The 14,110-nt window shown below is 64.6% G+C and carries 12 protein-coding genes; 6 read left to right on the forward strand and 6 right to left on the reverse strand.

Annotated features, from left to right (window positions below; genetic code table 11):
• Nucleotides 1-99: 99 nt before the first annotated feature.
• A complete protein-coding gene (gene ettA / locus I2488_RS04955) occupies nt 100-1,773 on the forward strand; it encodes an energy-dependent translational throttle protein EttA (RefSeq protein WP_196274686.1) in 1,674 nt (557 codons plus the stop codon).
• A 224-nt stretch (nt 1,774-1,997) separates the two neighbouring features.
• Here the strand turns inward: ettA and I2488_RS04960 are convergent, their stop codons facing one another.
• Together I2488_RS04960 and I2488_RS04965 are read right to left on the reverse strand one after the other, a co-directional pair.
• Nucleotides 1,998-2,471, reverse strand: coding sequence for a DUF6265 family protein (locus tag I2488_RS04960; protein WP_196274687.1), 474 nt, complete (start codon nt 2,469-2,471; stop codon nt 1,998-2,000).
• Between the two features lie 28 nt (nt 2,472-2,499).
• Nucleotides 2,500-3,090, reverse strand: a complete 591-nt coding sequence (locus I2488_RS04965; RefSeq protein WP_196274688.1) for a PNPOx family protein — start codon at nt 3,088-3,090, stop codon at nt 2,500-2,502.
• Between the two features lie 137 nt (nt 3,091-3,227).
• Here I2488_RS04965 and I2488_RS04970 point away from each other — a divergent pair, with 137 nt between their 5' ends.
• Nucleotides 3,228-4,280, forward strand: coding sequence for an RcnB family protein (locus tag I2488_RS04970; protein WP_246465480.1), 1,053 nt, complete (start codon nt 3,228-3,230; stop codon nt 4,278-4,280).
• A gap of 55 nt (nt 4,281-4,335) precedes the next feature.
• On the opposite strand, the gene I2488_RS04975 is transcribed toward I2488_RS04970, so the two are convergent.
• The gene (locus tag I2488_RS04975; protein ID WP_343070983.1) at nt 4,336-4,620 is read right to left on the reverse strand and encodes a winged helix DNA-binding protein; all 285 of its coding nucleotides are present in this window, start codon (nt 4,618-4,620) and stop codon (nt 4,336-4,338) included.
• A 381-nt stretch (nt 4,621-5,001) separates the two neighbouring features.
• On the opposite strand from I2488_RS04975, the gene I2488_RS04980 reads away from it, so the two are divergent.
• Together I2488_RS04980 and I2488_RS04985 are read left to right on the forward strand one after the other, a co-directional pair.
• The gene (locus I2488_RS04980; RefSeq protein ID WP_343070984.1) at nt 5,002-5,631 is read left to right on the forward strand and encodes a prolyl hydroxylase family protein; all 630 of its coding nucleotides are present in this window, start codon (nt 5,002-5,004) and stop codon (nt 5,629-5,631) included.
• On the forward strand, nt 5,622-7,478 hold the full coding sequence (locus I2488_RS04985) for a DUF885 domain-containing protein (RefSeq protein WP_196274691.1): 1,857 nt from the start codon (nt 5,622-5,624) through the stop codon (nt 7,476-7,478). Before I2488_RS04980 ends, I2488_RS04985 begins: the two co-directional genes overlap by 10 nt.
• Before the next feature lies 1 nt (nt 7,479).
• Here I2488_RS04985 and I2488_RS04990 read toward each other — a convergent pair whose 3' ends face one another.
• A complete protein-coding gene (locus I2488_RS04990) occupies nt 7,480-9,087 on the reverse strand; it encodes a lysine--tRNA ligase (RefSeq protein WP_196274692.1) in 1,608 nt (535 codons plus the stop codon).
• Nucleotides 9,088-9,332: 245 nt separating this feature from the next.
• Complete coding sequence (locus I2488_RS04995) at nt 9,333-10,133, reverse strand: flagellin N-terminal helical domain-containing protein (RefSeq protein WP_196274693.1); 801 nt, start codon at nt 10,131-10,133, stop codon at nt 9,333-9,335.
• A 179-nt stretch (nt 10,134-10,312) separates the two neighbouring features.
• On the opposite strand from I2488_RS04995, the gene I2488_RS05000 reads away from it, so the two are divergent.
• The gene (locus tag I2488_RS05000) at nt 10,313-13,033 is read left to right on the forward strand and encodes an ATP-dependent DNA helicase (protein ID WP_196274694.1); all 2,721 of its coding nucleotides are present in this window, start codon (nt 10,313-10,315) and stop codon (nt 13,031-13,033) included.
• The gene (locus I2488_RS05005) at nt 13,030-13,575 is read left to right on the forward strand and encodes a histidine phosphatase family protein (RefSeq protein WP_196274695.1); all 546 of its coding nucleotides are present in this window, start codon (nt 13,030-13,032) and stop codon (nt 13,573-13,575) included. The genes I2488_RS05000 and I2488_RS05005 overlap by 4 nt, the downstream gene beginning before the upstream one ends.
• Nucleotides 13,576-13,587: 12 nt before the next feature.
• On the opposite strand, the gene I2488_RS05010 is transcribed toward I2488_RS05005, so the two are convergent.
• Nucleotides 13,588-13,971 (reverse strand): hypothetical protein, encoded by a 384-nt coding sequence (locus tag I2488_RS05010; protein WP_196274696.1) that lies wholly within the window; start codon nt 13,969-13,971, stop codon nt 13,588-13,590.
• Nucleotides 13,972-14,110 lie beyond the last annotated feature (139 nt).

A 14,110-nucleotide genomic window follows, 5' to 3' on the forward strand; every position in this document is an offset into this window, starting at 1 on the left:
CCCTGGCTGCGCCCTTGTGACATATGCCGCGCTTGCCCCACTCCCCGCGCTCGGATAGAGGGCGCGCAACAGTTTTTGCCAGAACCCCAAGGACCCGAGATGGCTGCCCAATACGCCTACGTCATGAAGGACATGACGAAGACCTTCCCCGGCGCGCAGAAGCCGGTGCTGAACAACATCAACCTGCAGTTCTACCAGGGCGCCAAGATCGGCATCGTCGGCCCGAACGGCGCCGGTAAATCGACCCTGATCAAGATCATGGCCGGGATCGACAAGGACTTCACCGGCGAGGCCTGGCCGGGCGAGAACATCACCGTCGGCTATCTCGAGCAGGAGCCGCAGCTCGACGAGAGCAAGACCGTGCTCGAGAACGTCAAGGATGGCGCCCGCGAGATTGCCGACATGGTCGAGCGCTTCAACGCGATCGGCATGGAAATGGCCGAGGAAGACGCCGACTTCGACGCGCTGGGCGCGGAGATGGCCGAGCTTCAGGACAAGATCGACGCTGTCGACGGCTGGACGCTCGATAACCAGCTCGAGATTGCGATGGAAGCGCTGCGCTGCCCTCCGGGCGATTGGTCGGTGGCGAGCCTTTCGGGCGGTGAAAAGCGCCGCATCGCGCTGACCCGCCTGCTTATCCAGAAGCCGTCGATCCTGCTGCTGGACGAACCGACCAACCACCTTGACGCCGAATCCGTCGAATGGCTGGAAAACCACCTCAAGGACTATGCCGGCGCGGTGCTGATGATCACCCACGACCGCTACTTCCTTGACAACGTGGTGGGCTGGATCCTCGAACTCGACCGCGGTAAGTACTTCCCCTACGAGGGCAACTACTCGACCTACCTCGAAACCAAGGCCAAGCGCATGGCCCAGGAAGAACGCGAGGAAAGCGGCAAGCAGAAGGCGCTGCAGCGCGAACTCGAGTGGATCCGCCAGACCCCGGCCGCGCGCCAGACCAAGTCCAAGGCGCGTATCCGCAAGTTCGAGGAACTGCAGAACGCGCAGGACAACCGTCCGGTCGGCAAGGCCCAGATCGTCATCCAGGTACCCGAGCGCCTTGGCGGCAAGGTGATCGAGGTGAAGAACATCTCGAAGGCCTATGGCGACAAGCTGCTGTTCGAAGACCTCTCGTTCATGCTGCCGCCCGGTGGCATCGTCGGCGTGATCGGGCCGAACGGCGCGGGCAAGTCCACGCTGTTCAAGATCCTGACCGGCAAGGAGACGCCCGACAGCGGCACTGTGGAAATCGGTTCGACCGTCCACCTCGGCTATGTCGACCAGAGCCGCGACGACCTGAACCCCGCCAACAACGTGTGGCAGGAAATCTCGGACGGCCTCGATTACATGAAGGTCAACGGGCAGGACATGTCGACCCGTGCCTATGTCGGCGCGTTCAACTTCAAGGGCCCGGACCAGCAGAAGAACGTCGGCAAGCTTTCGGGCGGTGAGCGCAACCGCGTACACATGGCCAAGATGCTGAAGGCCGGCGGCAACGTGCTGCTGCTCGACGAACCGACCAACGACCTTGACGTCGAAACGCTGGCAGCGCTGGAAGACGCGATCGAAAACTTCGCCGGTTGCGCCGTGGTCATCTCCCACGACCGCTTCTTCCTCGACCGTCTGGCGACGCACATCCTTGCGTTCGAGGGCAACAGCCACGTCGAATGGTTCGAGGGTAACTTCGCGGCTTATGAGGAAGACAAGCGCCGCCGCCTGGGCGATGCTGCGGACCGTCCGACCGCGCTGGCGTACAAGAAGCTGACGCGCTGATTTTTTACAGATTGGTGTTTGAGACGCCCCGTCAGCCTACGTGGCTGGCGGGGTGTTTTTTTGTTTCACGCAGAGGCGCCAGAGGGGCTGGTGGCAGCCAACCTCTTGCGAACTTGCGCTTTTTGCATCGTCATTGCGAGCGAAGCGAAGCAATCCAGTGCAGCCTTGCGCAACTCTGGATTGCTTCGTCGGCTACGCCTCCTCGCAATGACGAAATGAGGACTTTAGCGCTTGCGGCGGAAGCGGAAGACGAGGGTTTCGGTCTTGCCGCCTTCGTTGACCTGGACCGAGGCGGTCATGGTGTTCTTGCCGGTGCGTTCGTAGACAAGGCCCGAGAAGTCCAGCAGGTCGCCCTTGCGGTCGGTCAGGGGGAAGGAGACGACCTTGTCCTTTTCCTCCCAGCCGGTGAGATCGGCATTGAAGTGCTTGAGGCGGTAGGCGAGCGAGCCGCCTTCTTCGACAATGGTGATGAGTTCGTAGAACATCACCGTGCCGTCCTTGTTCAACTGGCGGAAATGGCCAACCATTTGACCGCCTGCTGCGGGGGCATAGGCTTCGAGTGCCGGTGCCCCTTCGATGCCCTCGCCTTCCCATGAGCCTTTCAACCAGGCGATGTCGGCGAGTGTGGCGGGCGGCGCGGCCATGGCGCTGGCGGGTGCGAGGATGGCGGCGGCGAATGCGACGAGCGGTCTGATCATGGCTGTCCCCCTTTGCAGGCAAGTTACATCACGGGGCGAGCCATGTCTGCTGCCAAGATGCGGCGGCACTGGTGCGGGTGAAGCGGGCGCGGATGCCGCCTTCGTGGGTCAGGTGGAGCCAGTCGAGGCTGCGGACCTCGACGAGGAGGACGGCGAAGTTGGCGCGGCCCGGGAAGGTTTCGTCAATGGTCGGCGCGCGGTGGAGGAGATGGTCTGGGATGGCCGAGCCTGCTGCTTCGAGCAGGCCGCTCGGGCCGATTTCGGCAAGATAGCAGCGGCGGCTGGAGGCGGTGGCGCGTTCCCACGCGGCATCGGCTATAGGCCCTTGGCTCTCAATCCGTCCTTCCCCGCGCATCCTGAGCTGAATGCGGGCTTCGGGATCGTAAGCCAGGACGCTGACCGGGGCGCCGCTTCCGATCAGGCCGCACTTGGGGCTGCGCAGATCGGTGTGGAAGCGGAGCGTGGCGAGATCCGGTGTGGCTTCGCGCAGGACCATGATCCGCAGATCACCGTCGGCGGTGCCGACGACGGGGGTGTGCATGGGGTGGCGGCGGTCTTTGGCGGCGGTGGCCAGCCGGTTCACGGCATCGGCAAGGACGCTGTCGAGCGTCAACTCCATTCATCTTTCCCCAAGCAAACCTGAACGGGAGGCTACCAAGCCGGTTCAGACATCGGACAGCGCGAATCAATTATTACGATGGCATTAAAGCTGCGAAAGGTGTCGCGGCTCTTCATACCGGGAAAGGGTCGGTCACGATGTCCGGCAAGTCAATCTTCAGAAGCAGTGCGCTCGCAGCGCTGGCCGTGGCCATGACCGCGAGTGCGATACCGACCTCGGCCTTTGCCCAGGAACAGCAGCGCGAACAGCGCGGCGGCGGTGAACGGGGTGGCGGCAATCGCGGCGGCGGCGGCTGGCAGCGCGGTGGCGATGCCGGCGGCGAACGTGGTGGCGGCTGGCAGCGCGGGGGCGGTGACTTCCGCAACCAGCAGGTCCAGCGTCAGGCTCAGCCGCAGGCACAGGTGCAGCGTCCGGCGTGGGGTGGCAGCGCTCCGCAGGCGCAGGTGCCGGCCCGATCAGAACAGGCGCGGCCAGAGCAGTCGCGCCCGGCGTGGCAGGGTCGTGCAGAAGGATCGCAGCGTGATTGGGGCCGCTCGCAGGGTCGTGACTGGCAGCAGGGCACGGTGAACCGTCCGGCTCCGGCAGATCGGGCTGGCCGTCCAGCGGTGCCACAGCGCGGCTGGGACGGCAGGCAGTGGAACGGGACTAACCCCGGCAACCAGAATGCTGGCCGCGACTGGAACCGTGACCGGGATCGTGACGGGCGCGACTGGAACCGCGACCGGGATGGCCGGGAATGGAACCGCGATGGGCGTCAGTGGAACCGCGACGGGCGTGACTGGAACCGTGATCGCGATGGGCGGAACTGGAGCCGGAACGATCGTCGCGACGACAACTGGCGGCGTGACACTTGGCGCAACAATGGTGCGGGAGACTACCGCCGCTGGAACAACGATTGGCGGCGCGACAATCGCTACAACTGGAGCCACTATCGCTCAGCCAATCGCGGGATCTACCGCCTGCCGCGCTACTATTCGCCCTATCGCGGGTACAACTACAGCCGGCTGTCGATCGGGATCTTCCTGAATTCGGGCTTCTATGGCCAGAACTACTGGATCAACGATCCCTGGGCTTATCGCCTGCCCCCGGCTTATGGCGGCTATCGCTGGGTCCGTTACTGGGACGACGTGCTGCTGGTGGACGTCTATTCCGGTGAAGTGGTGGACGTGATCTACGACTTCTTCTGGTAGGCTTCCCGCAAAACGACTGGCCCCTGCACCCGGCGGTGCGGGGGCCTTTTTGCGTTCAGGCCAGACCTGCCGCCGAGATGGCGCGCAGGACCTTGCGCATCATGGTGCGGCCTTCGTCCGTCAACCGCACGTAGCGGCGGCGGGCATCGGACGCATCGGCGGTGCGATAGATCAGCTTTTCCCGCTCAAGCCGGGAGATCCAGCGCAGGATCGTGGTGGATGGGACACCAGCGTCAAGACAGACGCTGGAGACCTGAAGTTCGGTCCGCCGACGGTCGGCGATGTAGAGATCGAGCAGGATGTCCCAGCCCGGTTCGCCGAACAGGCCTTTGCGGGCCACGACGGAATCCCGTTTGCGGCGCAACGCGTAAAGAGCAACAGCGAGACGAAGGCTTTCCAGATCCGGATCTACGAAGGCGTCCAAGCAAAGCTCCCGGCGGACACAAGAACATCAGTGGCGGCGCATCTGCGCCTCAGGCTGGACAGCGGTGTCCTGCCAACGACACCGCGCACCCTCCACTTGATTCCGTTGCGACCACAATCGAATTCACATCAAACACTGGTTAACGCAAAGCTACAAAGAATGCTTGATGAAATCGGTGTTATGAGTCCGCTTTGGACCAATTGAACGCTCTTGCCACAAGTTCCCGGATAGAACATGAGTTTAGGCAGGATGTCCTTCTTCGCTAAACGAAAGTCAGAAACTTCCGAAACGCTGGCCTTGCGCAAGGTTGGCGAGACGGTTCGCCTGCGCCTTTCAGGGGACGGTGGAGTCTATCGCATACCGGTGGAAGGACTCGAGATATTCGGCGTGGCCGACTTCTTCTCGACCGCCGAATGCGATAAGCTGATGGCGATCGTCGACAGCGTTGCCCGCCCTTCCCCGACCTACAAGGGCACCGACGCAACCGGGCGGACCAGTTACACCGGCGATGTCGATCCGTTCGATCCCTTCATCCTGATGCTGCAGCGCCGGATCGACGACCTGATGGGCATCGATCCCGCGCTGGGCGAGACGATCCAGGGACAGCGCTACGAACCCGGCCAGGAATTTCGCGCGCATTACGACCACTTCCTGCCTTCGCAACATTTCTGGGATACGGAACAGAAGCGCGGGGGACAGCGTAGTTGGACGGCGATGGCCTATCTCAACGCGGTGGAGGAAGGTGGCACGACCGACTTTCCCCGCGTCAACCTCTCGATCCCGCCGCAGCCGGGCGCGCTGCTGATATGGAACAACATGAAGCCTGACGGCACGCCCAATCCCGATGCGCTGCATGCCGGAACCCCCGTCGTCCGCGGGACCAAGTACGTCCTGACGAAATGGTACAGGGCACGGCCATGGCATTGAGAGCGACTGCGCGGGTCGGCCTTGTCGCGCTGGCCATGCTCCTGTCCCTGCCGGCCCACGCGGCAGGGGATGCGGCGGCGGCGGTTCCGGCCAGGATCGACATCGGTCCGCAGAGCACGGCAGAGCTTTCCGAGAACGCGCAACTGGACGCGATCTTTGCCGACGATTTGCGGCAGGGCTTCTCGCTCGATCCGGTGGGCGCGCTGCAGCAGGGGCAGCGGGTTTCGGTGCCCGAGTTCCTCAGGCTGTTCACGCCCGAACTGGCGCGGGAGCGGCGCGACGCCAACGCCCGGCTGCTGGACCGCCTCGAGAGGATCAACCCGGCCAAGCTTGACGAGGCGCACCGCATCTCGCGCGCGGTGCTGATCGATGCGAAGGGCGCCGATGCCGCGCTGCTTGAACCGCAGGCGCTGGCGCTGACCGAAGTGAGGCCGTTCAACCACTTCGGCGGATTTCATGTTGCCTATCCCGAGCTGTCGTCTCCCGGCAGCGGGATCATGCTCGAGACGACGGGCGATTATGAACTGCTGATCGCGCGGCACCGCGTGCTGGGGCGGGTGTTCGACGAGGCGACTGCGCGGTTCCGCGAAGGCCTGGCGAGCGGGGTGACCGAGCCGCGGCTGACCGTCGACAACATGATCGCGCAGATCGACGCGCTGCTGGCCCAGCCGGTCGAGCGATCGCCGTTCACCAGCCCGGTGCGCAGGTTTCCCGAGGGCGTGCCCATTGCCGAACGACCGCGTCTGAAGCGCGCCCTGTTCGACGTGACGCGACGCGATGTCTATCCGGCCTACCGCAAGCTGCGGCGGTTTCTGGCCGATGAATACCGTCCGGCGGCCCGCGATCAGGCGGGACTTTCGGCCCTTCCCGGCGGCGACCACCTCTATCGCGACCTGATCCGCGCCTACACCACGCTCGACCTCGATCCCGAGACGGTTCACGCCATGGGCCTTGAGGAAGTGGCGCGCATCCACAGCGGCATGGAGCAGGTGAAGACCGAACTGGGCTTCAGCGGGCCGCTGCGGGCGTTCTTCGACGATCTGCGCAGCAATCCGCGCTATCACCCGAAGACCGAACAGGAACTCGCCGAGGGCTTCCGCAGCGTTGGCCGGAAGGTCGATGCGCTGGCGCCGCGCTATTTCCTGCACCTGCCGCGCACGCCGCTGCAGATCCAGCCCTACCCTGCCTATCGCGCCAAGTTCGAGGCGGGCGGGAGCTATGCGCAAGGGACGCCCGATGGCACAACGCCGGGCACGTTCTTCTTCAACACCTATGACCTCAAGAGCCGCTTCCTGACCGGTGTGACGACGCTCTACCTGCACGAGGGCGCGCCGGGGCACCACTTCCAGATCAGCCTTGCGCAGGAGAACACCGCCCTGCCCGACTTCCAGCGCTTTGGCGGCAACAACGCCTACATCGAAGGCTGGGCGCTCTATGCCGAGACGCTGGGCTACGAGATGGGGTTCTACAAGGACCCTATGCAGCACTGGGGCACGCTGGACGACGAGATGCTGCGGGCAATGCGGCTGGTGGTGGATACCGGACTGCACGCCAAGGGGTGGAGCCGCGATCAGGCAGTGGAGTACATGCTGGCCAATTCCGGCATGGGCCGCAGCGATGCCGAAGCCGAAGTGGACCGCTACATCGCCATTCCGGGCCAGGCGCTGTCCTACAAGATTGGCGCGCTGACGATCCAGCGGCTGCGCAAGGAAGCCGAAGGCACGCTGGGCCGAAAGTTCGACATCCGCGCCTTCCACGATCAGGTGCTGGGATCGGGTGCGCTGCCCATGAAGGTGCTGGAGGGCAAGGTGCGCGGGTGGATTTCTCGCACCCGCGCAGCCCGGTAGATCAGTCGCCCAGCGCTTCGGCGATCAGCTTGCGGGTGTTGACCACGCCATAAAGCGCGATGAAGCTGCCCATGCGCGGGCCGGCGCTGGAGCCGAGCAGGGTTTCGTAGAGCGCCTTGAACCAGTCACGCAGCTGTTCGAAGCCGTAGTGCGGGTCCTTGCCGATCTCGTAGACGATGTTCTGCAGTTCTTCTGCAGTGGCGTCTTCGGAGGTTCCGGCGAGTTCCTCGTCGAGCGCGGCGAGCGCCTTGGCCTCGTTCTCCTCGGGCTTGCGGCGCTGAAGCGTGGGCGCGATGAAATCGCGGTTATAGGCAAGCGCGCGAGTGACGAGGCCGTCGAGTGCGGGATGCGCGGCCGGGTCGGCATCCTCGACATAGTTGCCGAGGTACGACCACACCTGATCGCGCGTCGCCTGCGCGCCGAGCACGCCGACGAGGTTGAGCAGCAAGCCATAGGTGACGGGGAGCTTGTCCCCCTCGCCTTCAGCCGGACCGTTGGTACGCAGCAGGTGCCACACCGGGTTGCCGAGCTGCTGTTCGATGGGCTGGGCCGGGATCTTCTCGCGGAACTGCCAGTATTCGTCGACCGCGCGGGGGATGATCCCGACGTGGAGCGACTTGGCGCTCTTGGGTTCGCGGAAGAGGTAGAAGCCCAGGGACTCCTCGCTGCCGTATTCAAGCCACTGCTCGATGGTCAGGCCGTTGCCCTTGGACTTGGAGATCTTCTCGCCCTTCTCGTCGAGGAAGAGTTCGTAGATCAGGCCTTCGGGGCGCTGGCCGCCGAGGACGCGCGCGATCTTGCCCGACTGCGTGACGCTGTCGGTAAGGTCCTTGCCGCACATTTCGTAATCGACGCCCAAGGCGACCCAGCGCATTGCCCAATCCACCTTCCACTGCAGCTTCGACCAGCCGCCGAGGATCGTGTGCTCGACCGTTTCGCCGTTGCTGTCGGTGAAGCGGACGATACCGGCTTCGGCATCGACGACTTCGACCGGCACCTGCAGCACTTCGCCGGTGGTCGGCGAGACCGGCAGGACCGGCGAGTAGGTCTTGCGGCGCTCCTCGCGCAGGGTGGGGAGCATGATGTCCATGATCGCCTGCCAGTTGCGCAGCACGCCCTTCAGGGCTTCGTCGAAGGCGCCCGAGTTGTAACGGTCCGAGGCCGAGACGAATTCGTAATCGAAGCCGAAGCGATCGAGAAAATCGCGCAGCATCGCGTTGTTGTGGTGGGCGAAGCTTTCGAACTTTTCGAACGGATCGGGAATGCGGCTGAGCGGATGGCCGAGGTGGGCATCGAGCAGCGCCTTGTTGGGCACGTTGTCGGGCACCTTGCGCAGACCGTCCATGTCGTCGGAGAAGGCGACGAGGCGCGTGGGGTGGCCTCCCGTCAGCACTTCATAGGCGCGGCGCACGAAAGTGGTGCGCAGGACTTCCTGAAACGTGCCGATGTGCGGCAGGCCCGAGGGACCGTAGCCGGTTTCGAACAGCACCGGCACAAGTTCGCCGGACGCATCGCGTTTGCCGCCGGGATACCGCTTGATGAGCTTGCGGGCTTCCTCGAAGGGCCAAGCCTTGGAGGTCTGGGCGGCGGTGCTGATTGCGTCTGTCATAGTGCCCGCCCTTTTGCGCGTGGGGGCGGCTGGTGCAAGTGAAAAGGCCGTCACCAACGACCGCGCACTCGTCATTGCGAGCCCGTGAAGCGGGCGAAGCAATCCGGAGCGACGCGCCAAACGCCATGGATTGCTTCGCTACGCTCGCAATGACGAACGAGGAAGAAACACCGTATGGCGAACGCCGAAAGGGCGAGACCGCGCATCCGCAATCCCGCCCTTCCGTGGAGGCTTCTGAGGGAGGCTTACTTCAGAAGCGAAAGCACGTTCTGCTGGGCCTGGTTGGCCTGGGCGATCATGGCAGTCGAAGCCTGCGACAGGATCTGGGCCTTGGCCATGGCGGTGGTTTCCGCCGAATAATCGGTGTCCATGATCCGCGAGCGGGCGTCCGACAGGTTGGTGACGTTGTCGTTGAGGTTGTTGATCACCGATTCCAGCCGGTTCTGCGCGGCACCGAACGAGGCGCGGGCGGCGCTGACTTCGGCTAGCGAGGTGTCGACGTCGTCCATCGTCGTGCTGGCGTCGGTCACGGTGGTGACATCGAACGCGACGTTGGCGATACCCTTGCTGGTGATGGTCACGGTGTCGGTGGTTTCCGCACCGACCTGGATGTCGAATGTCGTGTCGGTGGTGCCGAAGACGTTGTTGCCGTTGAACTTGACGTTGTTGAGCACGTCATTGATCTGGGTGTTCAGCTCCTGAACTTCGGCGTCCATGTATTCCCGGTCGGTGTCCTGATAGGTGGCCGACTTGGCCTGAACGGCAAGTTCGCGGACGCGCTGCAGCATGGCGGTGACTTCGTTCAGCGCGCCGTCGGCGGTCTGGGCGAAGGAAATGCCGTCGTTGGCGTTGCGGATGCCCTGGCCCATGCCCTTGATCTGCGAGGTCATGGTGGTGCTGATGGCGAGGCCGGCGGCGTCGTCCTTGGCGCCGTTGATGCGCTTGCCGGTCGAGAGGCGCTCCATCGCGCTGCCGAGCATCTTGTTGGCCGAGTTCGAAGCGTTGGTAGCGCGGATTGCGCTGATGTTGGTGTTGATGACTGCCATGTCCCATTCTCCACTATGGGCCGGAGCGTGACTGTGAATGCTCCGGTTCGGTTGCTGAGGACAAGGACGGCGGCTGCGCGAAGGTTTTAAGGGCAGTAGTGAATCGCGGTGAAAGGTTTGGTTTTTCGCGCGGCGCAGGGTTGTGCGATGTTCCATTCCTGTTCTAACGCTAGAGCCAGATGACAGAGCGCCCTGCCCTCAATCTGCCAGCGATTCATGCGAGCCATGGCGGGTGCTGGCTGCGCGATGGCTTTGCCACGCGCGGGCTTGGCAAGGGCGAGGCGATCGTGGCGGCGGCCGATACGCCGCTGCTGATGCTGAATGCGCCGCTGGTGGCGAGCCGGCTGGGCTATCCCGACCTTTCGGGGCTCGATCTGCTGGAGCTGTTCGCGTTCGTGCATCCGGCGCGGTTCATGGTGCCGACACCCAAGGGCCTCGCCCACGCGCTGGGGCTGGACGAGCCTGCGGGTGACGACAAGGTGCCGCAGCTGTTGCAGGAGGCGGCGGAGGCCTTGCTGGCGACCTGCGAGAGTGCGGACTGGGCCGAACGTGAGGGGGCGTGGACGGCGCTGCAATCGCTGGTGCGGATGCGCTGGCCTTGGGCAACGCTGCTGACCCCGCGGATCAGGAAGCCGGAGCGGGCCGAGCGCTGGCTGTTCGCCAAGTTGCCGGAGTGGGAAGAGACGGCGGAACGGCCTCAGCCGGCGCAAGTGGTGCTGGGCGAGACGGCGGTGGTTTCGCGGCTTGCTGAACTGACCGGCGCCGGGGCCGAGGCGCGGCCGACGCAGCAGGACTATGCGCGCGAGGCTTCGCGGATGTTCGCGCCAAGGCAGGGTCAGGGCCAGCCGCATGTGGTGCTGGCGCAGGCGGGCACCGGAACGGGCAAGACCTTCGGCTATCTCGCGCCGTCGTCGCTGTGGGCGGAGCAATCGGGCGGGACGGTGTGGGTTTCGACCTATACCAAGGCGCTGCAGCGGCAGTTGCGGCGCGAAAGCAGGCGCGCGTTTCCGGCCTCACGCAACGGCAAGCCGCCGGTTGTGGTGCGCAAGGGGCGCGAGAATTACTTGTGCCTGCTCAATCTGGAAGACGCGCTGCAGGGCGGGTTTGCCGGGCGGGCGGCAATTCTGGCGCAGCTGGTGGCGCGCTGGGCTGCCTATTCGCAGGATGGCGACATGATCGGCGGCGACCTGCCGGGCTGGCTGGGCACGCTGTTCCGCAAGCGCGGGATCGCGGCGCTGACTGACCAGCGCGGCGAGTGCGTCTATGCCGGGTGCCCGCATTACCGGAAGTGCTTCATCGAGCGCGCGGCGCGCGCCTCGGCGGATGCGGAGCTGGTGATTGCCAACCATGCGCTGGTGATGGTCAACGCAGCGAGAGGTCGCGATGCGGCGCAGCGGCCGACGCGGATCGTGTTTGACGAAGGGCACCACGTGTTCGAGGCGGCGGATTCGACCTTCTCGGCGGCGCTGACCGGTGCCGAGACGATCGAGCTGCGGCGCTGGGTAATCGGGCCCGAGGGAAAGTCGCGCGGACGACGGCGCGGGCTTTCGGCGCGGCTGGCGGATGTGGCGAGCTACGACGAGGAAGGCGAGCGCGCGATTGCGCAGGCGCGCGAGGCGGCGGAAGCCCTGCCCTCCGACGGTTGGCTGGCGCGGGTGGTGGAAGGCACGCCTTCGGGGCCGCTCGAGGCGCTGCTGAGCGCGGCGCGGGCGCTGGCATATGCGCGCGACGAGAGCGGCGGGCAGGAAGCGGGCTACGGGCTGGAAACCGAGATCGCGCAGCTGGATGGCGGGTTCATCGAGGTGGCGGGTCAGGCGCAGGAGGCTTTGGAGGCCTTGCGCAAGCCGCTGGTGCGGCTGGGCCTGCGGCTTGAAGCAATTGTCGAGGACGGGCCGGACTGGCTCGATGGTCCGGCGCGGGCGCGGATCGAGGGCGCGCGCAGTGCGATCGGCTGGCGCAGCGATCTGATCGCCGGGTGGATTGCGCTGCTGGCGCGGCTGGGCGGGCCGGGCGATCCTGATTTCGTCGACTGGATTGCAGTCGAGCGTTCGGACGGGCGTGAGTGGGACGTGGGGCTGCATCGGCATTACCTCGATCCGATGAAGCCCTTCGCCAATGCGGTGCTGGCGCCTTCGCACGGGGTGATGATGACATCTGCGACGTTGCGCGATGGCGATGACTGGTCGAGCGCGGTCGAGCGCAGCGGGGCGCCGCATCTGGATATTGCGCCGCGCCTGTTCACGGCCGACAGCCCGTTCGACTACGCCGCGCAGGCCGAAGTGCTCATAGTGACCGACGTGCCCAAGGGCGACATTCCGGCGCTGGCGGCGGCATACGGGCGGCTGATCGAGGCGGCGGGCGGCGGGGCGCTGGGGCTGTTCACCGCGATCCGGCGGCTGCGCGCGGTCTATGGCCGGATTGCCGACCGGCTGGCGCGTGGCGGGTTGCCGCTGTTCGCGCAGCATGTCGATCCGATCGACACCGGCACGCTGGTCGACATCTTCCGCGACGATCCGCGCGCCTCGCTGCTCGGCACCGATGCCCTGCGCGACGGCGTGGACGTGCCAGGGGATTCGCTGCGGCTGGTTGTGATGGAGCAGGTGCCCTGGCCCAAGCCTTCGATCCTGCACCGCGCGCGCAGGCTGGCGGGGGGCGGACAGGCTTATGATGACCGCATCATCCGGGCTCGGCTGGCACAGGCGTTCGGGCGGCTGATCCGCTCAGGCACGGACAAGGGGCACTTCGTGGTGCTGTCCTCGGCCTTCCCATCAAGGTTGCTTTCGGCCTTTCCGGCGGGCACGCCGATCCGGCGCGTGACGCTCGATGTGGCTTTACAAAGCGTGAGTGGCGGTGTTTCTGGACGGGAGAGTGCACAGACGCCGCGCGAGGGGATTTCGTGAAGACACTGGCCCTGTTTCGCCACGCCAAATCGGACTGGAGCGATGCGCGCGCGCGGGATTTCGACCGTCCGCTGAACGAGCGCGGCAAGCGCGGGGCGCGGGCGATGGGCGAATACATCCGCGACACCGGCCGCACCTTCGACCGCATGATCGCCAGCCCCGCCGTGCGCGCGGCAGAGACGGTCGAGGAATGCAGCAAGGCGTGGAAGTGCACGTTCAAGATCGAATGGGACCGGCGCATCTACCTCGCGAGTTCGGCCACGCTGATCGACCTGCTCAAGGAGCTTTCCGGCGATCCCAGGAGCGTGCTGATGATCGGGCACAATCCGGGGCTGGAAGACCTGATCTTCGACCTCGTGCCCGATGACGGCTCCAGCCCTTTGCGCGAAGTGGTGGAAGAGAAGTTCCCGACCGCGACCTTTGCGGTGATGGAACTTGATGTGGACGACTGGTCCGACGTGACCGAGGGCTGCGCGCGGCTGGTGGAGATCAAGCGACCTCGGGATCTGGATCCGACTTTGGGGCCGGTTTTGGTAGATTGATGCTGTTGCAGCTTAGTGTGTGCTTGGAGCTTTCATCATTGCGGCGAGTTCTTCCTCACTTGGGAAAGTCAAATCGAGAAACTTGGTTACTCTGAAATGTTGCGCTGTCACCGGTCCGAACCGCTCTGCGACGCTTCGCGCCAATTTGACATCTTCTGCTAATCCAACTTCCATTCCCACGACGACGTTGTTCATTGGAATTGTGAAGGGCTTGTATCTATTCACTTCCTCGGGCGTCAGCCATCCCCCACCAATTTGACCGTCGAAGTCTTGCGGCTTCGGCCCTATCGAGCGAAACTCGTTGCGCATTGCGCAATACTCTTTGAAGGCTTCAAGGGATGAAGAGTGCCGCACCGCCAACAACATCATATCCTGCATGAGGTCATATTCACTCATAGCGGCGAAAACGTAACTGCTCACGAGGTTGGCAGAAAATGGTTGCGCGGTGACTCGGAGTTTGATTCACCCTTGGGATGGCCCCACCCCCGCTTCATGTGCTGAGCGAAGCTGAGAAGAACGAGCTTCTGCTTGCGCA

The sequence above is a fragment of the Novosphingobium jiangmenense genome, from assembly GCF_015694345.1.
Taxonomy (GTDB): domain Bacteria; phylum Pseudomonadota; class Alphaproteobacteria; order Sphingomonadales; family Sphingomonadaceae; genus Novosphingobium; species Novosphingobium jiangmenense.